The sequence below is a fragment of the Streptomyces griseoruber genome (assembly GCF_001514205.1).
Lineage (GTDB): Bacteria > Actinomycetota > Actinomycetes > Streptomycetales > Streptomycetaceae > Streptomyces > Streptomyces griseoruber.
In genome coordinates, this window is the sequence record NZ_KQ948765.1 from 772590 (window position 1) to 793173 (window position 20584).

Below are 20584 nucleotides of genomic sequence, written 5' to 3' on the forward strand. Positions count from 1 at the left end.
CGGGGTAGGAGGTGCCGCATGAACGCGTCCGGCCACTGGCTCACCTCCCCCTGGCGGCGCTCGGCCGCCGCGGCGGGTGCCGGTGCGCTGCCGGTGCTCGCCTTCCCGGCGCCCGCCCTGTGGTGGTGGGCGTACGTCGCCCTCGTCCCCTGGATGCTGCTCATCCGTTCCGCGCCGACCGGACGGCGCGCGGCCCGGGACGGCTGGTGCGGGGGCTTCGGCTTCATGCTGGCGATGCATCACTGGCTGTTGCCGAGCCTGCATGTGTTCACGCTCGTGATCGCCGCGCTGCTCGGTGCCCTGTGGGCGCCCTGGGGCTGGCTGGTGCGCCGTTCTCTCGCCCCGAGCGGGTCCGGGACGCCGGCCCGGGGGCGGGTCTGCGGCGCGCTCGTCGTGCTGCCCTCCGCCTGGCTGGCCGTCGAACTCGTGCGGTCCTGGCAGGGGTTGGGCGGGCCCTGGGGCATGCTCGGCTCCAGTCAGTGGCAGGTGGAGCCCGCGCTGCGGCTCGCGTCGGTGGGCGGGGTGTGGCTGCTGAGCTTCCTGGTGGTGGCGGTGAATGTGGCCGTCGCCGTGATCGTCTCCGTGCCCGGCTCGCGGACGCCGGCCCTCGCCGGGCTCGTCGCGACGGCGGCCACCGCCTCGGCGGCCTGGGTGTGGGCGCCGCGCCCCGACGTCGAGGGACGGGCGCGGATCGCCGTCGTCCAGCCGGGGGTGGTGGACGGGACCCAGCGCCGCTTCGACGTCGAGGAGCGGCTCACCCGGCGGCTGATCGGACAGGACGTCGATCTGATCGTCTGGGGGGAGAGCAGTGTCGGGTACGACCTCGGGGACCATCCGGGGCTGGCGACGCGGATAGCCGAGCTGTCGCGGGCCACGGGTGCGGACATTCTCGTCAACGTCGACGCGCGCCGCTCGGACCGGCCCGGTATCTACAAGAGTGCGATCCTGGTCGGTCCGGACGGCCCGACCGGCGACCGGTACGACAAGATGCGGCTGGTGCCGTTCGGGGAGTACATACCGGCGCGTTCGCTGTTCGGCTGGGCGACCTCGGTCGGCAAGGCGGCCGGTGAGGACCGGCGGCGCGGCGGCGAGCAGGTGGTGATGCACATCGGGCCGGGGCTGCGGATCGGGCCGATGATCTGCTTCGAGACCGCGTTCCCCGACATGAGCCGCCATCTCGCGGAGGACGGCGCGGACCTCCTCGTCGCGCAGTCCTCGACCTCCACGTTCCAGCACAGCTGGGCGCCCGCGCAGCACGCCTCCCTGGCCGCGCTGCGCGCCGCCGAGACCGGTCGATCGTTCGTGCACACCACGCTGACCGGCGACTCCGCGGTGTACGACGCGAGCGGCCGGCGCCTCGGCCCCTGGCTGGGCACGGAGGCGAGCACCGCGGCCGTGTACGACGTCCCGCTCGCCGACGGCGTCACCCCGTACGTCCGCTACGGCGACTGGCCGGTCCACGGAGCCCTGCTGGTGCTGGTGGCGCTGGGGCTGACGGAAGGGGCGCGGGCGATCAGGCTGCGGCGGACTGTTCCCGCACCGCTCGGACCACCCGCTCGCACAGTTCATGGGTCGCCAGCGCGTCCCGGGCGCTGAGCACCCTGCCCGCCCGCACCGCGTCCAGGAAGGCCAGCACCGCCTGCTCCATCCCGCGCTGACGGGCCACCGGCACCCAGTCGCCGCGTCGGCGCACGGTCGGCTGGCCCTTGTGGTCGATCACCTCGGCGAGGTTGACGACCTGCCGCTTGGTGTCCTGGCCGGAGACCTCGAGGATCTCCTCGTTGGAGCCGCTGAGCCGGTTCATCACGCCGAGCGCGGTGAAGCCGTACCCGGAGAGCTGGAGGACGACGTGGTGCAGCAGCCCGTCCTCGACCCGGGCCCGCACGGTGACGTCGTCGACCGGGGCCGGGGCCAGGAAGCGCAGGGTGTCGACGACGTGGATGAAGTCGTCGAGGATCATCGTGCGGGGTTCCTCGGGCAGGCCGACCCGGTTCTTCTGGAGGAGGATCAGGTCGCGCGGATGGTCGGCGCACTGCGTGTAGCCGGGCGCGAAGCGGCGGTTGAAGCCGACGGCCAGGGACACTCCGTGCCGCTCGGCGCGTTCCACCAGCCGCTCGGAGTCGGCCAGCCGGTACGCCAGCGGTTTGTCGACGTACGTCGCGACGCCCGCCTCCAGCAGCCGGGCGACGATCTCGGGGTGGGCGCCGGTGGGCGCGTGCACGAAGGCCGCGTCGAGGCCCGCGGCGAGCAGTGCGTCGAGGTCGCGGTGGCGCCGGTCGGCGGGCAGCCGGTAGGCGTCGGCGACCCGGTCGAGCGTGGCCGGCGTGCGGGTCTGCAGGTGCAGCTCGATCCCGGGCAGCGCGCCGAGGACCGGCAGGTACGCCTTCTGCGCGATGTCACCGAGTCCGATGCAGCCGACCTTCACGGGCGCTCCCTCATGTCGCACTCGTCCCGAACTCATCCCGGACTCATCCCGGACTCATCCCGGACTCATCCCGGGCTCATCTCGAACCACCTCGAACCGCGGGCCTCCACCGCAGCATACGGGGGCTGCGGCGGCCGCCAGCCGGCGATCCCGTCGGAGCTGCGCAGGAACAGCGCGGGTCCCGCCGCCGACAGCGCGGCGATCAGGGTGTCGCGTACGGCGACGGCGGCCGGGTTGGCCGTCGCCGAGCGCGGGATGCGCGGGCCGACCCATCGGGCGGTCGACGAGGCCGCGGGGCTGCCGCAGGGCTCCACCTCCCATCCGGCCCGCACCCGCGAGGCCCTGCTCGGCCTCGCCGTCCGGCGGCTCGCCGAGCGGGAGGCACGGGTGCTGGGCCTGGACGAGATGCCGGATCCGGCCGGCGGCCTCGACGGACCGGCCGCCGCCCTGGCCCTGGCGGTGCACCGCTCGCTGACGGGCCACCGCGACCTGCTCGTCGCCCGCCGCGAACTCGCCCTGGAGGCGACCCGGCGCCCCGGTCTGCGCGCGTTCCACGACACGACCGGCGCCGTCTTCCGCGACCGGCTGACGGCCCCGGCGGCGGCGTTCGGCTCACCCGACCCGGCCCGGCACGCGCTGTCGCCGGCGGCCTGGGCGGACGCGCCGACGTTCTCCTGCGTGGCCGGGTCCTCCAGCACCCGGCCCCCGGCCTGGACGAGGTGCGCACGGGAGTGCGGGAGCTGCTCGGCGGGATGCTGGGCGGCTGCAACGCCCGGAGAGCCGGGCCGCCGAAAACCCGTGGTCGCGCGCTGATGCGGTGAGCGATCATGCGGGGATGACGACTCAGCGCACCGAGCCCGCCCAGAACGCCGACGAACGCGCCATGCTGGAAGGCTGGTTGGACTACCACCGCCAGACGCTCGAGTGGAAGTGCGAGGGGCTCACCGACGCCCAGCTGCGCACCGCCGCGGTGCCGCCCTCCGAACTGTCGCTGCTGGGGCTGGTCCGGCACATGGCGGACGTGGAGCGCGGCTGGTTCCGCAAGGTGCTCGTGGGCGAGGACCTCGGTCCGATCCACTACAGCGAGGCCGACCCCGACGGCGAGTTCCATCTCACCGAGGAGGACACCTGGGAGGCGGCGTACGCCACCTGGCAGACCGAGATCGCGGAGGCCCGGCGGTGCGCGGCCGGCTTCGCCCTGGACGACCTCTCGCGCGGCACCAGCAGGCATACGAAGGAGCCGTTCAACCTGCGCTGGATCTACACGCACATGATCGAGGAGTACGCCCGTCACAACGGCCACGCCGACCTGCTGCGCGAGCGCATCGACGGCGCGACCGGCGAGTGACGTCAGCGCCGGCGGGGCCGAGCCCTCCCTGAGGGGGACGTGTTCACCCGTGCGGGGCAACCTGCGCCCGTCCGATGTCGCGCGCCCGGCCGGAACCAGCAGAGTTGCGCGGGTGCATCGAACGACGACGACAACCGCGGCGCTCCTGGTGATGGCCCTCTCGGCCCTCTCCGGCTGCGTCACCGTCCAGCGCCCGCCCGTGCCCGGCCCGCCCGCCGCCGTGCCGTCCCCGCCGTCGGCGCCCCGCCCCGGGGCGGACGCCGAACCCCAGGTCGTCCAGGCGCCGGCCCGTGAGGCGCTGGAGATGGTCGGGCCGGCCCGGGAGCGGGCGGCCACGACACTCCGTCAACGGCACCGGCCGGCCCCGTCCGCCGTCCCGGACGGACACGCGCCGGCGTACCGCGCCCACCCCCAGCACCCGCGCCCCAGGCCGGCGCATCCGGACCCGCGCAGGCGCGTACCGCGGCACGTCGATGTCCCGGACGTCGAGACGGAGATCCGCCGGAACACCGATGTGTGCGCCCTCGGCAGAAAGTACGGCGGCTGGCGCGACGACAGCCCGGAGGCGCTGGCCTGCCGACAGGTGTACGGCCACCGCTAGGGGCTGTCGTCCGGATCAGGCCGCAGGAAACGACAGGCCCCCAGGGCCGGCCGATCACCCACCCTGCGGCGCGTCCGGGACTGGTCCTAGCCCTCCGCGCCGCCCTCGCCCAGGCGGAGTTCCATTCTGCTGATCGCCGCCCGCACGCCGTCGCCGTAGCTGTCGTCGCCGAGGACACCGGCCGCCCCGCGTGCCCTGCGCACATGGGTGCGGGCGGCTCCGGCACGGCCGAGTCTGACGTAGTCCGCCGCCAGGTTCAGATGGAGCGAGGGGTACAGGGCCCGTACGGCGGGGGATTCCTCGTGCTCCTCGGCGGCGGTCAGGGCCCGCAGGTCCCAGGCCAGTTCGTCGAACGGGTCGTCCTGGGTGTCGGCCAGATAGTGCGCGAGGGTGCAGCGGTGCAGCGGATCGCCGTCCTCGCCCAGCTCGGTCCACAGGTCGAGGAGTCTGCGGCGGGCCTCCTCGCGGTCTCCCCCGTGATGCAGCATGACGACCTGCCCGATCCGCGTCAGCACGGCGTCGGGCGCCACCTGTTCCTGTCGCTCCGCCACGTCGTCCTCCTTAGCGTCCTCGCGACGGCACCGCGTCCCCGGGACGGCACCGCGCCCATGCACGACGCTAACGGCAGCGGGCGGCGATCCCGGTCAGGCGGCACCGGGCCGGCCCCCGGAGGAACCGGCGCGGCGGCACGGGCTCAGTCGGCCAGGTTCGGGATCGTCCAGTCGACCGGGGTGTGGCCCTGCGCCGCGATCGCCTCGTCGATCTGCGTGAACGGGCGGGAGCCGAAGAACTTCTTCGCCGACAGCGGGGAGGGGTGCGCGCCCTTGACCACGATGTGCCGGGACTCGTCGATCAGCGGGAGCTTCTTCTGCGCGTAGTTGCCCCACAGGACGAACACCGCCGGGTCGGGCCGGTCGGCCACGGCGCGGATCACCGCGTCCGTGAACTTCTCCCAGCCCTTGCCCTTGTGCGAGTTCGCCTCCCCCGAGCGGACCGTCAGGACCGCGTTCAGCAGCAGGACGCCCTGCTGGGCCCACGGCATCAGATAGCCGTTGTCCGGGATGGGCGTGCCCAGCTCCGCGTGCATCTCCTTGTAGATGTTGCGCAGGGAGGGCGGGATCTTGACGCCCGGCCGCACCGAGAAGCACAGGCCGTGGCCCTGGCCCTCGCCGTGGTACGGGTCCTGGCCGAGGACGAGGACCTTCACCTGGTCGTACGGCGTGGCGTCGAGCGCGGCGAACACCTCCTCGCGCGGAGGGTAGACGGGACCCTTCGCTCGCTCCTCCTCGACGAACTCGGTCAGCTCCTTGAAGTAGGGCTGCTGCAGCTCGTCGCCCAGGACCCCGCGCCAGGACTCGGGCAGCATGGCGATGTCGGTCACGTCAACGTCCTCCGTTGTGCGGTCACTTGCTCACCACAGAACCTACAGGCGACCACTGACAACGGCGCCACGGACCGTGCTTCGGGCCCGCTACCAGCTCGTCTTCCGGTACAGCTCCCACATCGTCATCATGGTCGCCGGGTCGATGACCTTCTCGAGGCCGGAGATCTCCTCGTCCGCGGCCACGTACTGCTTGCCCTGCCACAACGGCAGCAGGCGCGCGTCGTTCACGAAGATCTGCTGCGCGTCCTCGATCTCCTGTGTCACCGCCCCGCGGTCGCTCTCCGCGCGCGACTCCGGCAGCAGCTTGTCGGTGATCACCGGGGCCTTGTACGGGGTCCCGAGCGCGTTCTGCTCGCCCACGAAGGGCGCGATGAAGTTGTCGGCGTCGTTGAAGTCGGGGAACCAACCGCGCCCGAACACCGGGTACTCGCCGTCCTGGTAGCCCTTGACGTAGGTCTTCCACGGGCGGCTCTTGAGGGTGATCTTGAAGAGGCCGGAGGCCTCCAGCTGCCGCTTCAGCTCCTCGAAGGCGGGCTTGGTCGTCGAGCCGTAGCGGTCGGTGGTGTACCAGAGGGTCAACGGGACGGTCTCGGTGATCCCCGCTTCCCTGAGGAGCGCCTTGGCCTTGGTCACACTGGGGTTCCCGAAGTCGTCGAAGAAGCCCGTGGTGTGGCCGGTGAGTCCGGCCGGGACCATCGAGTACAGCGGCTCGACGGTGTCCTTGTAGATGTTGTGCACGAGCGCCGAGCGGTCGACGATCTGGGCGATGGCCTTGCGGACCGCGAGCTTCGCGGCCCACGGGTCGCTGGGATTGAACACCAGGTAACTGATCTCGGTGGTGGGGTTCTCCACGAGCTGGAGCCCCTCCGCGTTCTGGTTGGTGTCGATGTCCACGATGTCGGAGGCGCCGAGACCGCGGTAGACGACCGAGATCTCCTTGCTCTTGAGGGCCTTGACCAGCTCGTCCGACTGCTGGAAGTAGCGGATGGTGACGGCGTTGTTCTTCAGGTCCGCTATGCCCTTGTAGTTGTCGTTGCGGACGAGTTCCGCCTGCTTGCCCTCGTCGTAGGACTGGAGCCGGTACGGTCCGGAGCCGATGATCCCGGCGTCCTTGCGGAGCGCGTTCGCGGGATACTCCTCGGGATCCACGATCGACATGGCGGGCGTGGTGAGCACCAGGGGGAACGTGGCGTCGGGCTGGCTGAGACGGAAGACGACCTCGCGGTCGCCCTTCGTCTGCACCTGGGAGAGCGTTCCCAGCAGGCCCGCGGGTCCGCCGTTGACGTTGATCTTCTTGATCCGGTCGAACGAGTACTTGACCGCCTTGGCGTCCAGCGTGTGCCCGTTGGAGAACTTCAGGCCCTCGCGCAGTGTGCAGCTGTACACGGTGCTCTTGCTGTCCGTGAACTCACAGCTCTCGGCGGCGTCGGGTTCGGGGGTGGTTCCACCGGGGTTGTAGTTCAGAAGCGTCTGATAGACGTTGCGGAACAGCTCCCAGGAGCTGTCCCAGGAGGCCGCGGGGTCCAGCGTGCTCGGAGAGCTGGTGGTGCCCACGACGATCGGCCCGGCGTCATCGGAGCTCTCGTCTCCCAGAAGACCGCATCCACTCACCAGGGACAGGGACGCGATCACCGCTACATGCTGCAACGATCGATTCCGGTAGAACACGCACACGCTCCTCGTAAAAGCCATGCCAAGAGTGGCCAGACCATACCGCAGGCCTGGAAAGGCTCAACCGGTGAGGGGAAAGCGTTATTGATCAGGGAGAAATCGTGACGACGTTGTCATGCCCCTGGGCGGGTCGGGGAATGGACACGGGCCCCGTTTCCGTCAAGGAACCGGGGCCCGCGGCGGTGTCCGATGAGACTCAGGCCACACCGGCGTTGAGCAGGATGCCGCCGTCGACGACGAGCGTCTGACCGGTGATCCAGTCCGACTGCTCGGAGGTGAGGAAGGCGGCGGTGCCGCCGATGTCGGACGGCACGCCGAGCCGGCCCAGCGGGTAGCCGGCGGCCGCCTCCGCCTCCCGGCCCTCGTACAGGGCCTGGGCGAACTTGGTCTTCACGACGGCCGGGGCGATCGCGTTGACCCGTACGCGGGGCGCGAACTCGTGCGCGAGCTGCTGGGTCAGGTTGATCATCGCGGCCTTGCTGATGCCGTACGCGCCGATGAAGGGCGAGGCCGACAGTCCCGCGAGGGAGGCGATGTTGACGATCGCGCCGCCGTTGTCCTTCTGCCAGGCGTGCCAGGTCTTCTGGGCGAAGCCGAGGGCGGAGACCACGTTGGTCTCGAAGACCTTGCGCGCCACCTCGAGGTCGAGGTCGGCGATCGGCCCGAACACCGGGTTGGTGCCCGCGTTGTTGACGAGGTAGTCGACGCGGCCGAAGGCCTCCATCGTCGCCTCGACGGCGGCCGTCTGGTGGTCGAGGTCGTGCGCCTTGCCGGCCACGCCGATGACCCGGTCGGCGCCGAGCTGCTCGACGGCCTCCTTCAGCGCGTCCTCGTTGCGGCCGGTGATGCAGACCCGGTCGCCGCGGGCGACGAGGGCCTCGGCGACGCCGTAGCCGATGCCACGGCTCGCGCCCGTGACGAGCGCGACCTTGCCGGAGAGTTCCACGGTCATGGTTCCTGGTCCCTAGTCGAGCGGTCCGCCGGCGACGTACAGCACCTGGCCGGAGACGAAGCCGGCGGCCTCGTTCGTGAAGAAGGCGATGGCGTTGGCGATGTCGTCGGGCTCGCCGACGCGGGCCACGGGGATCTGGGTGGCGGCGGCGGCCTTGAACTCCTCGAAGCCCATGCCGACCCGGGCGGCGGTCGCGGCGGTCATGTCGGTGGCGATGAAGCCGGGGGCGACGGCGTTGGCGGTGATGCCGAACTTGCCGAGTTCGATGGCGAGGGTCTTGGTGAAGCCCTGCAGACCGGCCTTGGCGGCCGAGTAGTTGGCCTGGCCGCGGTTGCCGAGCGCGGAGGAGGAGGACAGGTTGACGATCCGGCCGAAGCCCGCGTCGACCATGTGCTTCTGGATGGCCTTGGACATCAGGAACGAGCCGCGCAGATGCACGTTCAGGACGGTGTCCCAGTCGGAGGCGCTCATCTTGAACAGCAGGTTGTCGCGGAGCACACCCGCGTTGTTGACGAGGATCGTCGGGGCACCCAGCTCCGCGACGACACGGGCGATCGCCGCCTCGACCTGGGCCTCGTCGGAGACGTCGGCGCCGATCGCGACGGCCTTGCCGCCGGCCGCGGTGATCTTCTCCACGGTGTCCTTGCAGGCGGCCTCGTCGAGGTCGATCACGGCGACCGCGCGGCCCTCGGCGGCCAGCCGTACGGCGGTGGCGGCTCCGATGCCGCGCGCCGCGCCCGTGACTACGGCGACCCGCTGTTCAGTGGTGGACATTCCTGTGTCTCCTCGCCCTTGAGAGAACCTGTGGTGCGGTGAGCGACCGCTTAGTACCTTCGGCAGACGTGACGCTAGAAGCCCTGGCACCCGGTGTCAACGCCACACGGCGCCGGTGTGATCCATTACCTCACCAGGAGGTCCAGCAACCGCTCGGCCTCGCCCGCCGGATCGGTGGTGAGTCCGGTGTGCACCGGCCCCGGCTGCACCATCGCCGAGCGCGGCGCGACCAGCCAGCGAAACCGCCGTCCCGGGTCGTCGCCGGCTGCCTGCCCGGCGGACGCGCCGCCGCCGCACACCCCCTCGACGGCCGCCAGCGCCGCCCTGATCCCGGCCACGTCGGCGCCCGGGTCCAGGGCGCGCAGCCGTGCCTCGTCGAGATGGGTGCGGGCGCCGACATAGGCCCGGGCGCGGCAGTAGACCAGCACGCCCGCGTTGATGCACTCGCCGCGCTCGACCCTCGGTACGACCCTCAGCAGGGCGTACTCGAAGACGTCCCGGTCGCCGCCCTGGCCGGACCGGGTGATGTGGCGCTCGGCCACATGGCCGGCCATGTGGATGTGGCGCTCGCTCACTTGCTCTCCTCGATGCCGGTGATGCGGTCGGCGATGACGGCCGCCCGGGCGAGCAGCGGCCGGGCGTAGGCCCGTCTGAGGTCGTCCGGGGTGTCGAAGCCCGGTTCGTCCTGGAGCCAGACGTCGGGGATCTCGGCGGTGACCTCGGCGAGCAGATCGGCGGTGACCAGCGGGGCGAGCCGCTCGGCCGCGCCGGCGATGTCCGGGGCGAAGGAGGCGAGGGCGTGGTCGCAGGCGTCGTAGGGGCGGGCCGCGGAGGTCTCGACCGTGGGCCAGTTGTGGTGCCAGATCAGGGTGGCGCCGTGGTCGATGAGCCACAGGTCGCCCTGCCGGAGCAGCAGGTTGGGGTTGCGCCAGGAGCGGTCCACGTTGTTGACCAGTGCGTCGAACCAGATGACCGCACCGGCTTCCGCGGGGCTCACCGGGAAGGCGAGGGGGTCGTAGCCCAGCGCGCCGGAGAGGAAGTCCATGCCGAGGTTGGTGCCGCCGCTGGACCTGAGCAGCTCCTGCACCTGCGGGTCGGGTTCGCCGAGGCCGAGGACGGGGTCGAGGGCGATGGTCACGAGCCGGGGCATCCGCAGGCCCAGCCGGCGGGCGAGTTCGCCGCAGACGACCTCCGCGACGAGGGTCTTGCGGCCCTGTCCTGCGCCGGTGAACTTCATGACGTACGTTCCGAGGTCGTCGGCCTCGACGAGTCCCGGCAGCGAGCCGCCCTCACGCAAGGCCGTGATGTAGCGCGTGGCGGTGACTTCCTTGAGCATCGCCCCAGGTTACTGGGGCCTGGTGGGACGGCGTTCGACAGCTCCGCGACAGCTCTGGCTTACGCGGGCCTGATCTCGAAAAGGTCAATATCTCGACACTGTCCGGACTTGGCGAGGGTTCTGAACAAGCGGCGTCCACCGCCCGTACCTCTCGGCAGATCCACGCACCCCCTCTGGAAGGAAATCCTCAGCATGACCAGCGCATCGATCAACTCCGCGTCGAAGCCCGCCCGCCGTACGGTCATGGCGGCCGCCGGAGCCGCGGGGCTCTCCGTCGCGCTGACGGCGTGCGGAGGGTCCGACGACGACTCCTCCTCGTCGGCCTCGACCGGCGGGACGACGGGTTCGACAGGGGCCAGTGAGGCCGCGAGCACCGGTGGCACGGGCGGCGGGGACAGCGCGGCCGGCGCGGCGCTCGCCGCGACCGCCGACATCCCCGAGGGCGGCGGCAAGATCTTCGACTCGCAGAAGGTGGTCGTCACCCAGCCGGCGGCCGGCACCTACAAGGCGTTCTCGGCCGTGTGCACCCACCAGGGCTGTGCGGTGAAGACCATCGCGGACGGGGTCATCAACTGCCCCTGCCACAACAGCAACTTCTCGATCGAGGACGGCAGCGTGAAGAGCGGTCCGGCGACCCAGGCACTGCCCGAGGTGAAGATCACCGTCAGCGGCGACTCGATCACGCTGGCCTGACGTCCGGCCGCCGGAAGGCCGCGAGCACCTCGTCCGTGGTCACGACCGTGGCGACCAGCGCGAGGGTGTGGCGGATCATCGCGGGGGTGTAGTCGGCAGGCACCCCCGCGATGGCGTCCGAGGGCACGACGGCGGTGTAGCCCCGGTTGACCGCGTCGAAGACGGCGTTCGGGATCGCCACGTTGGCCGAGACGCCGGTCACGACCAGGGTGCGGCAGCCGAGGTTGCGCAGCAGGGCGTCGAGGCCGGTGCCCTGGATCGGCGACAGCCCGTGCAGCCGTCGTACGACGAGATCCTGTCCGGCGACCTCGATCGGGGGCGCGACACGGGTGGCGTCCGTACCGGTGAGCTGCTGGACGGGCAGGCGCTCGGCGGCGCGGAAGAGGCGCGCGTTGCGGTTGGCGCCCCGGCCGTCGGGGCGGCGCTCGGCGACGGCGTGGACGACCTGGACGCCGCTCCGGTGCGCGGCGCCGACCAGCCGGGCCACCTGGGCCAGGGCGCCCGACTCCCTGGCGGCGGCGGCGAGTTGGGGCAGTGCGGCACCGGGGCCGACGACGCCCCGCTGGCACTCCACCGTGAGCAGCACGGTGGAGTCGGGGTCGAGGAGGTCCCGGAGCTCTTCGGACGACGGCACGGCTCCCCCTGGTGTCGGGATACTTGCCTTTCTGACACAGTGTCAGAAAAGTCGTACTGGTAAGCAGTACACGGGAAGCAGTGACAAGAGAAGAAGAATGAGGGGGCCGGATGACCGTCACTCAGCGCCGGGGCCGGAAGATCATGATGTCGCCGGGAGAGCTGGACGCGTTCCTCACCACCCAGCGCACCTGCCGTGTGGCCACCGTGTCCGCCGACGGCGCCCCGCACGTGAGCGCGCTGTGGTTCCTGTGGGACGGCAGCGCGCTGTGGCTGTACTCCGTCGTGCGCAGCAAGCGCTGGACGCAGCTGCGCCGCGATCCGCGGGTCGCGATCGTGGTCGACACGGGTGAGGAGTACGAGTCGCTGCGGGGCGTCGAGCTGTCCGGCGCCGTGGAGTTCGTGGGCGAGGCTCCGCGCACGGGCGAGCTGTGCGCCGAACTCGACGCCGTGGAGACGCTGTTCGCGCGCAAGAACTTCCACCTGGACGCGATGCCGCACGACGGGCGGCACGCATGGGTGCGGCTGCGGCCGGAGAAGGTCGTCTCCTGGGACTTCCGCAAGCTGGGCGACGGCTGACGCCCACCGGTCAACTCAGTGCAGCTCCGGCCGACTTGAGGGCCTCGACCGCCGCCCGGATCGACGGACGGCGGTCCGCGTCCGCCCGCCAGACCACGTACACATGGCGGCGCACCCGCTGCTTGAGCGGGACCATGACGACCCCTCCGGGCACGGGGTCGCGTCCGAGCAGCGGCACGATGCAGACACCCAACCCGGCCGCGACGAGCGCGAGTTGGGTGTGGGTCTCGGCGGCCCGATGGCCGACGATCGGTTCGACGCCCCGCGAGCGCAGGGTGAACATCAGCCACTCGTGACAGAACTCGCCCTCGCCCCAGGTGATCCACTCGTCCCCGGCGAACTCCCCGAGATCCACCTCGTCCCGGCCCGCGAGGGGATGCCCGGCCGGCAGGGCGACCTCGGCGGGGTCGTCCAGGACGGGTGCCTTGACCAGCCCGTCCGGCACGGGCATCGGCTTGTTGTACCAGTCCAGGACGACCGCGAGATCGAGATCCCCGCGGACGACCCCCGCGACGCCGTTCTCCGGCTCCAGTTCGCAGGAGCGCAGCCGCAGCCCGGGGTGCGCCTTGCGCAGCTCGGCGAACGCGACGGGGAACAGGCCGCGCGCGGCGGTGGGGAACGCGGAGATCCGCAGCTCCCCCGCCACCTGCCCGCGCCGGGCCTCCAGATCGGACTGCGCCAGCTCCACCTGGGACAGGATCCGGGCCGCGTGCTCGGCCAGCAGCCGCCCCGCGTCGGTCAGCCGCACCCCCCGGCCGTGCTTGGCCAGCAGCCGCTGCCCGACCTCCCGCTCCAGCTTGGCCAGCTGCTGCGAGACGGCCGAGGTCGTGATGTGCAGGCCCGCGGCGGCGGCACTGACCGAGCCGTGCCGGGCGAGGGCGTCGAGGGTCCGCAGGCGCTCCAGGTTCAACATGTAAGCAATGCTACGAGGTATCGGGTTCGAATTCTCGATTGTGCTACGAGGTTCCGTGCAGCATCGTTACGGCCATGACCACCGCCGCCGACGCCGCCGCCACCCGCGCCTCCGCGCCCGCAGCCCCCCGCACCCGTCGCACCCTGGACTGGCGTCTGCGCTTCGGCGCGCTCTCGCTGATATGGGGCTTCAGCTTCCTGCTCATCAAGGTGGGCACCCACGGCTACGCCCCGTTCCAGGTCACCCTGGGCCGGCTGGTGTTCGGGACGGCGGTGCTGGCGGCCGCGATGGTGGTGAGGCGGGAGCGGCTTCCGCGCGGGGCCCGAACCTGGGCGCATCTGACGGTCGCCGCGTTCCTGCTCAACGCCCTGCCGTTCTCGCTGTTCGCCTACTCCGAGCTGACGATCCCCTCCACCCTGGCCGGTATCTGCAACGCCACCTCGCCCCTGTGGGGCATGGTCCTCTCCCTGGTCGCCCTGTCCGAGGACCGGCCCACCCGGGTCCGGGTCGCGGGGCTCGGCCTGGGCTTCCTCGGGGTCCTGACGGTCCTGGGCGCCTGGCAGGGCTTCCACGGCCTGGACGCCCGCGGCACGGCGATGGCCCTGCTGGCCTCGCTGAGCTACCCGATCGGCTGGATCCACGTCCGCCGCACCCTGGCCGGGACGGGGGCCTCGGCACTGTCGATGACCGGCGCGCAACTGGGCGTGGCCAGCCTGCAGCTGGCCGTGGTCACCCCGCTGTTCACGAGCGTTCCCGACCGCTTCCCGCTCCTGCCGCTGCTGGCGATCGCCGCGCTGGGCGCCCTGGGCACGGGTCTGGCCCTGCTGATCCAGTACGGCCTGGTCGCCGAGGTCGGTCCCACGACCGCGCAGATGGTCACGTACTTCATCCCGGTGATCGCGACGGCGGCGGGGGTGGCGCTCCTCGGCGAGTCGCTGAGCTGGTCGACGCCGGTGGGGGCGGTGATCGTGCTGGCGGGGGCGGCACTCACCCAGGCACGGACGAGATGACCGACCCGAAGGGGCGCGGGGAACGGCGCGACCGGCCACGACGCACGCGCACGCGCAGACGACCGACGCCCACGCCGACGCCCCCACCCCCACAGCACTAGCTAGACGTAGGTACGAGAAGAAACCGGCCCCACGGCCGAGGCCACCGCGTCCGCCAGTGGGCCCGTCTCCTGTTCCGTGAGCGTCGACACGGTGATCCGGATGCCCGGCCCGGCGCTCAGCCGAAAACGCGCCCCCGGCGACACCGCCCACCCCGCGTGCAGCAGCCTGGCCACCACCCCGGTCTCGTCCGGCACCGGCACCCACACGTTCATCCCGCTGCGCCCGTGCGCGGCGACCCCCCGCTCGGCCAGCGCGGCGATCAGCGCCTCGCGCCGTTCCCGGTACGCCGACGCCACCGCCGTACCGTCCACCGCGCCGTCGCCCCACAGCAGCACCACGGCCCGCTGGACGAGCAGGCTCACCCAGCCGGGCCCCAGCCGCTGGCGGCCCCGCACCCGGTCCACGGTGACCTCGTCGCCGGTCAGCACGGCGAGCCGCAGGTCGGGGCCGTAGGCCTTGGCGACCGAGCGGACGAAGGCCCAGTGCCGGGTGACGCCCGCGAGGGGACTCAGGGGCAGGTCGACGATGCCGTGTCCGTGGTCGTCCTCGATCAGCAGGACCCCGGGGTGGTCGGCGAGGACCGAGCGCAGCGCACGCGCGCGGGCCGCGGTCACGGAGGCGCCGGTGGGGTTCTGGGCGCGGTCGGTGATCAGTACGGCGCGCGCCCCGCCCTCCAGGGCCGCGCGCAGGTCGTCCGGGAGCGGACCCTCGTCGTCGACACCGACCGGGACCGGGCGCAGCCCGAGCGCCGGGACGAGGTCGAGGGTGCGCCCCCAGCCGGGGTCCTCCACCGCGACGCCGTCCCCCGGCCTGAGGTGGGCGGCGAGGACGCGTTCGACGGCGTCCAGGGAGCCGGAGGCCACGGTGAGCGGTCCGGCGGGCACACCGTCGGCGTCGAGCGCGGCGCGGGCCGCGCGGGCCAGGCCGGGGTCCACGGGATCGGCGCCGTACAGGACCGGCTCGCGGTCGGCGCGTGCGGCGGCCGCCGCGAAGGCGCTCGCGAGCGGGGGCAGCAGGGCCGGGTCGGGGTTGCCGTCCGCCAGGTCGCGGACCCCCTCCGGCACGTCGAGGCGCACCTTCTCACGGCCGGTGGTGGCGGGCTTGGGGCGCACCCGGCTGCCCCGGCGCCCGTGCGTCTCGATGACCCCGCGCTCGCGCAGGGTGCGATACGCGGCCGCGACCGTGTTCGGATTCACCCCGAGCGTGACCGCCAACTCCCGCATCGGCGGGAGCGGTTGGCCCGGCTCTAGGGCGCCTTCGCCCACCGCGCGCTCGATGTTCGCGGAAATGTCTGCTGCGCGCCGACCTGCGATCCGATACTCTCCTAGCACAAAGCAGATTATGCACTAGTGCAATGGAGAGCGCAATGCAGGGGACCCACCAGCCGACGCCGCGGCCCGCCGCGTATCCCGTGACCGACCGCACGGTCCCCACCCGTGCCGCGCAGAAGGCCTCCTACGACAAGGACCTGGTGCACGCGATACTCGACGAGGGGTACGTCTGCCACCTCGGCTTCGTCCGCGACGGCGCGCCGGTCGTGCTGCCGACGCTGTACGGACGGGTCGGGGAGGTCCTGTACGTGCACGGTTCCACGGGCTCGCGTCCGCTGCGGATGGCGGGCCAGACCGACCCGGGGCTGCCGGTGTGCCTCACGGTGACGCACGTGGACGGTCTGGTGCTGGCCCGCTCGGCCTTCCACCACTCGATCAACTACCGCTCGGTCGTGGTGCACGGCCTCGCGTACGACGTCACCGACCCGGAGGAGAAGCGCGCCGCCCTCGACGCCGTGGTCGACCAGGTCGTCCCGGGCCGCGTCGCCGACTCCCGCCCGGCGAACAAGAAGGAACTGGCGGCGACCGCGGTCATCCGCCTCGATCTGAACGAGGTCTCCGCCAAGACCCGCACCGGCGGGGTCAACGACGAGCCCGAGGACCTGGCCCTGCCGCACTGGGCCGGAGTGCTCCCGCTGCGCAAGGGGTACGGCACCCCGCTCCCGGAGGCCGACCTCGCCCCCGGCACCCCGGTCCCGGACTACCTGGCGGCCCTGTGACGCGCTGACGCCGCCGGAACGCCCTCCCCCGCCTTCCCCCGCCCGCGTCAGGCCGTGGCCTCGTGGGCGGACGGATCCCGCTCGGGCTCACCGCCGGCGACCGGCCGCGGGGAGCCCTTGGCGGGCGCGGACGACTGGGCGATGTACGCGCCCAGCAGCACCATCGCGCCACCGGCGAGCTGCGGCGCCGAGAGGTGCTCGCCCAGCAGGACCCAGGCCAGCACGGTCGCGACGACCGCCTCCAGACAGGCCACGACCCCCGCGACCTGCGGGGAGAGCCGGCGCACGGAGAGCACCCCGGTGACGTACGCGACGACCGTGGCGATCAGCACGATCCAGCCGAGCAGCAGCCAGGCCGGGACCCGGGTGCCGTTCAGGTCGGCGGAACCCGTGAGGACGGAGAAGTCCAGGTTCCAGGGGCGGGCCACGACGGTGAGCACCAGCGCGCCGATCAGCAGACCGTAGGCGATCACACCGAGCGGGTCGGGGGCGTCGTCGCCGGCGTCGCCACCCTGGTCGGCCAGCACGAAGTAGCCGACCTGGCAGCAGGCGGCGGCCAGCGCGAGCACCAGCCCGAGGGCGTCGAAGCGGAGCCCCGACCACACCTCGACGACACAGGTGAGCCCGCCGACCGCGAGGACCACCCCGAGCGCGGCGGCGCGGGTCACCGGACGCCGCTGCACGAACCGCACCCAGCCCAGCACCAGGGCGGGCGCGAGGTATTCGAGGAGCAGGGACACCGCGACGGGCATCCGGGAGATCGAGGCGAAGTAGAAGGCCTGGACACCGGCCACCGCGAGCAGACCGAACCCGGCGAGAAGCGCGGGGCGACGGCGCAGCAGCGCGCGGTGGCGCACGGCGAGCGGCAGCATGACCAGGGCGGCGCCGGTCACCCTCAGCCAGACGACGTGCAGCGGGTCGAGCCCCGCCTCGATCAGCGGCTTGGCCGCGACCCCCGATCCGCCGAAGGCGATCGCCGACCCGACCGCCAGCCCGAGCCCGATGCCCTTGCCGCGGCCGCTCTGACTGCTCCCAGAGGTACGCACCGGCACATGATGACAGGCGATGACAGGACCGTCATCCCCGATGACACCTGTCTCAGGAACCGGACGGCGGCCGGCGGGAGGGGCTGGGCGCCGGGTGGATCTCAGTGGGCCGGTTCGGCGCCGCCCCCGGCGTACTCCTCCAGTTCCTCCAGCTCCTCCAGCTCCTCCAGCTCCTCCAGTTCCCCCAGTTCCCCCAGTTCCTCCCGTTCCTGTGCCGCGAGGCTCTCCTCGACGCGGGCGCGCAGGTCGCGCACGTCCACCCCGGCATGGGCGAGGACCTCGACGGCCCGGGCCTGCGGGTCCGCGACGAGCGCGGCGAGGAGGTCGAGTCCCAGGGCCCGGACACCGCCCGGCCGGCCGCCGCGCGCACCCGCCTGCTCCAGCGCGGCGGCGGCGAGCGGCGAGAACCCCTCCACCGCCGGGGCGACGGGCAGCGCCCCGGAGTCCTCGACACCGCTCTGCCAGCGCAGGCCGTAGCCGATGCTGCGCTGGACGAGATAGCCGAGCAGCCGCGCGAGCTGCGGCCCGTCACCGAAGGCGGCGCGGACCAGGGGGTCGTGTTCGAGGAGGGAGTGCAGCAGGTGGGCGGTGTCGATCTGCCGGTCCCCGTCGCGCACCGCGCGGCGGCGGGCAGCGGCGAGAACCGCCGCGGACTCGTCGTCGAGTCTCAGGTCGTCGTCCGTCCCGCGCGCCGCCTGGTCACCTGTCGACTGCCGGGGAATACGGGGTTGCACATCCCCACCTCATCAGCCCCGTCCGGTCGCGTCATCCCCGGAGGGAAGCATCTGCGCGTCCCACGCAGAGCGGACACCGGCGGACGGAATCTCCTCCTTACGGATGAGATCAGGCCAGTGAAGGACTTCCTCCACATTCCCTGACGGTTCATCAGTATTGAATGTTCGAGGCCCTGGAGCTACGTTCCGCGACACCGCAGCCCAGTTGCCCGACACGAGGAGGGTGGTCTCATGGCCGAAGTCAGCGCGGAGGCACGCATCCAGGCACCGGCCGAGAAGGTGTGGGCCCAGCTCACCGACTGGCCGGCCTACGGGGAGTGGAACGCGACGCACACCAACTTCCCCCGGGGCGGCCCCGAGACCCTCGAGGTGGGCGCGACCTTCCAGGAGAACATGAAGCTGATGGGCTTCCCGGCCGAGGTCGAGTGGACGGTCGCGGAGCTGGAACCGGCACGGGTGCTGGTGATCCGCGGCAAGGGCCCGATGGCGGTGTCCGTGGCCACCCGCTACACCCTCACCCCGGACGGGGACGCCACGACGGTCCGTATCGACGGCGAGTTCACGGGCGCCGCCGTGTCGCTGATGGCGGGCAAGCTCAAGGACTCCGGAACCGCCGCCCTGAACGAGTCGCTGCGCAAACTGGGCGGACTCGTGGCCTGACCCGGCCCGGCCCGGCCACGGTCGCCGTACGGCACGGGAAGGCGCCCCGCGGATCGCTCCACGGGGCGCCTTCGTCGTCGTACGACCGCCGTCGCGCCGTACGACCGCCGTCAGTCCTCGTCGGCGAGGATCAGGTACAGCTTCTTGCGGGCCTCGTTGATGACCGTGAGCGCCTTGTCGCGCTGGTCCTTGCTGCCGGTCTTCCAGACCTGCCCGAAGGCCTCCATCAGACCGAACCCGGCCTGGCGGATCTCGCCCAGCGCCTCCCAGTCGACGCCACGCGTGGCCTCCTCCCAGGGGGCTTCCGGGCCCTCCCCGGCCGCCGTACGGCCCTCCTCGGTGAGCGAGAACAGCTTCTTGCCGCCTTCGCTCTCACTGCTGATCAGGCCCTCGTCCTCCAGGAGCTGGAGGGTCGGGTACACCGAGCCGGGGCTGGGCTTCCACGCCCCGCCGCTGCGCTCGGCGATCTCCTGGATCATCTCGTAACCGTGCATCGGACGGTCCTTGAGCAGGGCCAGGATCGATGCCCGTACGTCACCGCGCCGCGCCCTTCCCCTGGGTCCGCCGCGCCCTCGCCCGCCCCAGGGGCCGGGACCGAAGCCCGGTCCGCCCGGACCGAAACCGGGACCACCGGGGCCGAAGCCGGGGCCGCCCGGACCGAAGGGCCCGAAGGCCGCACGCCGGCCGCCCCGTCCACCGCGGCCGCTCCAGGGGCCGTCCTCACCATGTCCACGCTCGAATCCGTGGGTACGCATCGCCCATCACTCCATTCCATCGTTGATCTGTCGCGATGCGTCAACGATATATCGGAATAGTTCGCTTGGCAAGGCTCCACCGATAGGGTGCGGGCATGACATCGCAGCGCGGCCCGCACGCCTACCTCTCCGAACTGTTCTCGCTGGACGGCCTGGTCGCCGTGGTGACGGGCGGCAGTTCCGGCATCGGACGGGCCATCGCCGGCGCGCTCGCGCGGGCCGGCGCGAGTGTGGTGGTCGTGGCCCGCCGGGAGTCGGAACTGGTCGCCACCGTCGAGGAGTTGACGGCGGAGGGCGGCCGGGCGGCCTGGGTGGGCGCGGATCTGAGCACCCGCGACGGGGTGCGCGCGGCGGCGGAGAAGGCGGCCGCCGTGTTCGGCGAGCCTGACATCCTCGTCAACAGCGCGGGCATCAACCTGCGGCCGCCGATGGGCGAGCTGGGCGAGGACGTGTGGGACGCCACGATGGCCGTGAACCTGGAGGCGCCCTACCTGCTGGGCCTGCGGTTCGGCCCCGGCATGGCCGAACGGGGCTTCGGACGGATCATCCACCTCACGTCCCAGCAGGCGCACCGGGCCTTCGTCCAGAGCGGCGCGTACGGGGTCTCCAAGGGGGCACTGGAGTCGCTGGCCCGTTCCCAGGCGGAGGCGTGGTCGCCGCACGGCGTCACCTGCAACACCCTGGTGCCCGGCTTCGTCATGACCCCGCTCAACACACGGCTGTCGGCCGACCCGGAGCGCGTGGCCGCACTGGCCGCGCGCACCATGGTCGGCCGCAACGGGCTGGCCGAGGACTTCGCCGGGGCGGCGGTGTTCCTGGCCTCCCGCGCCTCCGGCTATGTCACGGGACAGGCGATCTTCGTCGACGGCGGGTTCTCCGTCCACTGAACCGCCTGCCCCACAACCGCCTGGCCGGTGG

At 72.2% G+C, this 20584-nt stretch carries 23 protein-coding genes and 1 pseudogene; 10 read left to right on the forward strand and 14 right to left on the reverse strand.

The features are described 5' to 3' along the window. The first annotated feature begins 18 nt into the window (after positions 1-18). Positions 19-1596 carry an apolipoprotein N-acyltransferase gene (lnt, locus tag AQJ64_RS11760; RefSeq protein ID WP_059202605.1) on the forward strand — a complete coding sequence of 526 codons (1578 nt, stop codon included), beginning with the start codon at positions 19-21 and terminating at the stop codon, positions 1594-1596. On the opposite strand, the gene AQJ64_RS11765 is transcribed toward lnt, so the two are convergent. Then, positions 1514-2425: a Gfo/Idh/MocA family protein gene (locus tag AQJ64_RS11765; protein ID WP_055638937.1), complete on the reverse strand. Its 912-nt coding sequence runs from the start codon at positions 2423-2425 to the stop codon at positions 1514-1516. The genes lnt and AQJ64_RS11765 overlap by 83 nt on opposite strands. 201 nt (positions 2426-2626) lie before the next feature. Between AQJ64_RS11765 and AQJ64_RS11770 the strand changes: the two are divergent. The 3 genes and pseudogenes from AQJ64_RS11770 to AQJ64_RS11780 all read left to right on the forward strand — a co-directional run bounded on the left by AQJ64_RS11770 (position 2627) and on the right by AQJ64_RS11780 (position 4374). Then, positions 2627-3246 (forward strand): annotated as a pseudogene (locus tag AQJ64_RS11770) (TetR/AcrR family transcriptional regulator). A gap of 14 nt (positions 3247-3260) precedes the next feature. Next, on the forward strand, positions 3261-3773 hold the full coding sequence (locus AQJ64_RS11775) for a DinB family protein (RefSeq protein WP_055638936.1): 513 nt from the start codon (positions 3261-3263) through the stop codon (positions 3771-3773). 112 nt (positions 3774-3885) lie between these two features. Next, positions 3886-4374 carry a hypothetical protein gene (locus tag AQJ64_RS11780; RefSeq protein ID WP_244902647.1) on the forward strand — a complete coding sequence of 163 codons (489 nt, stop codon included), beginning with the start codon at positions 3886-3888 and terminating at the stop codon, positions 4372-4374. An 86-nt stretch (positions 4375-4460) separates the two neighbouring features. Here AQJ64_RS11780 and AQJ64_RS11785 read toward each other — a convergent pair whose 3' ends face one another. The 7 genes from AQJ64_RS11785 to AQJ64_RS11815 all read right to left on the reverse strand — a co-directional run bounded on the left by AQJ64_RS11785 (position 4461) and on the right by AQJ64_RS11815 (position 10491). Continuing rightward, positions 4461-4925, reverse strand: a complete 465-nt coding sequence (locus AQJ64_RS11785; RefSeq protein ID WP_055635514.1) for a hypothetical protein — start codon at positions 4923-4925, stop codon at positions 4461-4463. 143 nt (positions 4926-5068) lie between these two features. Continuing rightward, a complete protein-coding gene (ung, locus tag AQJ64_RS11790) occupies positions 5069-5755 on the reverse strand; it encodes a uracil-DNA glycosylase (RefSeq protein WP_055635515.1) in 687 nt (228 codons plus the stop codon). A 90-nt stretch (positions 5756-5845) separates the two neighbouring features. After that, positions 5846-7426 carry an ABC transporter substrate-binding protein gene (locus AQJ64_RS11795; RefSeq protein ID WP_055635516.1) on the reverse strand — a complete coding sequence of 527 codons (1581 nt, stop codon included), beginning with the start codon at positions 7424-7426 and terminating at the stop codon, positions 5846-5848. A gap of 199 nt (positions 7427-7625) precedes the next feature. Next, positions 7626-8381 (reverse strand): SDR family oxidoreductase, encoded by a 756-nt coding sequence (locus tag AQJ64_RS11800; RefSeq protein ID WP_055635517.1) that lies wholly within the window; start codon positions 8379-8381, stop codon positions 7626-7628. Between the two features lie 12 nt (positions 8382-8393). Beyond that, positions 8394-9155, reverse strand: a complete 762-nt coding sequence (fabG, locus tag AQJ64_RS11805; protein ID WP_055635518.1) for a 3-oxoacyl-ACP reductase FabG — start codon at positions 9153-9155, stop codon at positions 8394-8396. Positions 9156-9280: 125 nt separating this feature from the next. Beyond that, on the reverse strand, positions 9281-9730 hold the full coding sequence (locus tag AQJ64_RS11810) for a DUF3037 domain-containing protein (protein ID WP_055635519.1): 450 nt from the start codon (positions 9728-9730) through the stop codon (positions 9281-9283). Beyond that, positions 9727-10491 carry a HipA family kinase gene (locus tag AQJ64_RS11815; RefSeq protein WP_055635520.1) on the reverse strand — a complete coding sequence of 255 codons (765 nt, stop codon included), beginning with the start codon at positions 10489-10491 and terminating at the stop codon, positions 9727-9729. The genes AQJ64_RS11810 and AQJ64_RS11815 overlap by 4 nt, the downstream gene beginning before the upstream one ends. 192 nt (positions 10492-10683) lie before the next feature. Between AQJ64_RS11815 and AQJ64_RS11820 the strand changes: the two genes are divergently transcribed. Then, positions 10684-11184 carry a Rieske (2Fe-2S) protein gene (locus AQJ64_RS11820; protein WP_055635521.1) on the forward strand — a complete coding sequence of 167 codons (501 nt, stop codon included), beginning with the start codon at positions 10684-10686 and terminating at the stop codon, positions 11182-11184. On the opposite strand, the gene AQJ64_RS11825 is transcribed toward AQJ64_RS11820, so the two are convergent. Then, a complete protein-coding gene (locus tag AQJ64_RS11825; RefSeq protein WP_055635522.1) occupies positions 11171-11818 on the reverse strand; it encodes a cysteine hydrolase family protein in 648 nt (215 codons plus the stop codon). The two genes, AQJ64_RS11820 and AQJ64_RS11825, sit on opposite strands and share 14 nt — an antisense overlap. 110 nt (positions 11819-11928) lie before the next feature. Between AQJ64_RS11825 and AQJ64_RS11830 the strand changes: the two genes are divergently transcribed. Continuing rightward, entirely contained in the window at positions 11929-12396 is a 468-nt protein-coding gene (locus tag AQJ64_RS11830; protein WP_055635523.1) for a pyridoxamine 5'-phosphate oxidase family protein, read from the forward strand. Between the two features lie 10 nt (positions 12397-12406). Here AQJ64_RS11830 and AQJ64_RS11835 read toward each other — a convergent pair whose 3' ends face one another. After that, entirely contained in the window at positions 12407-13309 is a 903-nt protein-coding gene (locus AQJ64_RS11835; RefSeq protein WP_055635524.1) for a LysR family transcriptional regulator, read from the reverse strand. A 74-nt stretch (positions 13310-13383) separates the two neighbouring features. On the opposite strand from AQJ64_RS11835, the gene AQJ64_RS11840 reads away from it, so the two are divergent. After that, positions 13384-14319: a DMT family transporter gene (locus tag AQJ64_RS11840; RefSeq protein WP_397799545.1), complete on the forward strand. Its 936-nt coding sequence runs from the start codon at positions 13384-13386 to the stop codon at positions 14317-14319. A 101-nt stretch (positions 14320-14420) separates the two neighbouring features. Here the strand turns inward: AQJ64_RS11840 and AQJ64_RS11845 are convergent, their stop codons facing one another. Then, positions 14421-15752, reverse strand: coding sequence for an aminotransferase class I/II-fold pyridoxal phosphate-dependent enzyme (locus tag AQJ64_RS11845; protein WP_055635526.1), 1332 nt, complete (start codon positions 15750-15752; stop codon positions 14421-14423). A 35-nt stretch (positions 15753-15787) separates the two neighbouring features. Here AQJ64_RS11845 and AQJ64_RS11850 point away from each other — a divergent pair, with 35 nt between their 5' ends. Then, a complete protein-coding gene (locus AQJ64_RS11850) occupies positions 15788-16471 on the forward strand; it encodes a pyridoxamine 5'-phosphate oxidase family protein (protein WP_055635527.1) in 684 nt (227 codons plus the stop codon). Positions 16472-16518: 47 nt separating this feature from the next. Here the strand turns inward: AQJ64_RS11850 and AQJ64_RS11855 are convergent, their stop codons facing one another. Continuing rightward, positions 16519-17523 (reverse strand): EamA family transporter, encoded by a 1005-nt coding sequence (locus AQJ64_RS11855; protein ID WP_059202607.1) that lies wholly within the window; start codon positions 17521-17523, stop codon positions 16519-16521. A 95-nt stretch (positions 17524-17618) separates the two neighbouring features. Then, on the reverse strand, positions 17619-18251 hold the full coding sequence (locus AQJ64_RS11860; protein ID WP_079061591.1) for a Clp protease N-terminal domain-containing protein: 633 nt from the start codon (positions 18249-18251) through the stop codon (positions 17619-17621). Between the two features lie 231 nt (positions 18252-18482). Here AQJ64_RS11860 and AQJ64_RS11865 point away from each other — a divergent pair, with 231 nt between their 5' ends. Then, positions 18483-18911, forward strand: a complete 429-nt coding sequence (locus AQJ64_RS11865; RefSeq protein WP_055632335.1) for a type II toxin-antitoxin system Rv0910 family toxin — start codon at positions 18483-18485, stop codon at positions 18909-18911. A 110-nt stretch (positions 18912-19021) separates the two neighbouring features. On the opposite strand, the gene AQJ64_RS45575 is transcribed toward AQJ64_RS11865, so the two are convergent. Continuing rightward, the gene (locus AQJ64_RS45575; protein ID WP_079061592.1) at positions 19022-19666 is read right to left on the reverse strand and encodes a PadR family transcriptional regulator; all 645 of its coding nucleotides are present in this window, start codon (positions 19664-19666) and stop codon (positions 19022-19024) included. A gap of 95 nt (positions 19667-19761) precedes the next feature. Between AQJ64_RS45575 and AQJ64_RS11875 the strand changes: the two genes are divergently transcribed. Then, entirely contained in the window at positions 19762-20553 is a 792-nt protein-coding gene (locus AQJ64_RS11875) for an SDR family NAD(P)-dependent oxidoreductase (RefSeq protein WP_055632333.1), read from the forward strand. The last annotated feature ends 31 nt before the right edge of the window (positions 20554-20584 follow it).

Bases quoted from the DNA above. Each gene is read 5' to 3' on its own strand.
- lnt (WP_059202605.1), top strand. From the start codon at position 19: ATGAACGCGTCCGGCCACTGGCTCACCTCCCCCTGGCGGCGCTCGGCC.
- AQJ64_RS11775 (WP_055638936.1), top strand. From the start codon at position 3,261: ATGACGACTCAGCGCACCGAGCCCGCCCAGAACGCCGACGAACGCGCC.
- AQJ64_RS11800 (WP_055635517.1), bottom strand. From the start codon at position 8,381: ATGACCGTGGAACTCTCCGGCAAGGTCGCGCTCGTCACGGGCGCGAGC.
- fabG (WP_055635518.1), bottom strand. From the start codon at position 9,155: ATGTCCACCACTGAACAGCGGGTCGCCGTAGTCACGGGCGCGGCGCGC.
- AQJ64_RS11815 (WP_055635520.1), bottom strand. From the start codon at position 10,491: ATGCTCAAGGAAGTCACCGCCACGCGCTACATCACGGCCTTGCGTGAG.
- AQJ64_RS11820 (WP_055635521.1), top strand. From the start codon at position 10,684: ATGACCAGCGCATCGATCAACTCCGCGTCGAAGCCCGCCCGCCGTACG.
- AQJ64_RS11830 (WP_055635523.1), top strand. From the start codon at position 11,929: ATGACCGTCACTCAGCGCCGGGGCCGGAAGATCATGATGTCGCCGGGA.
- AQJ64_RS11835 (WP_055635524.1), bottom strand. From the start codon at position 13,309: ATGTTGAACCTGGAGCGCCTGCGGACCCTCGACGCCCTCGCCCGGCAC.
- AQJ64_RS11840 (WP_397799545.1), top strand. From the start codon at position 13,384: ATGACCACCGCCGCCGACGCCGCCGCCACCCGCGCCTCCGCGCCCGCA.
- AQJ64_RS11850 (WP_055635527.1), top strand. From the start codon at position 15,788: ATGCAGGGGACCCACCAGCCGACGCCGCGGCCCGCCGCGTATCCCGTG.
- AQJ64_RS11865 (WP_055632335.1), top strand. From the start codon at position 18,483: ATGGCCGAAGTCAGCGCGGAGGCACGCATCCAGGCACCGGCCGAGAAG.
- AQJ64_RS45575 (WP_079061592.1), bottom strand. From the start codon at position 19,666: ATGCGTACCCACGGATTCGAGCGTGGACATGGTGAGGACGGCCCCTGG.
- AQJ64_RS11875 (WP_055632333.1), top strand. From the start codon at position 19,762: ATGACATCGCAGCGCGGCCCGCACGCCTACCTCTCCGAACTGTTCTCG.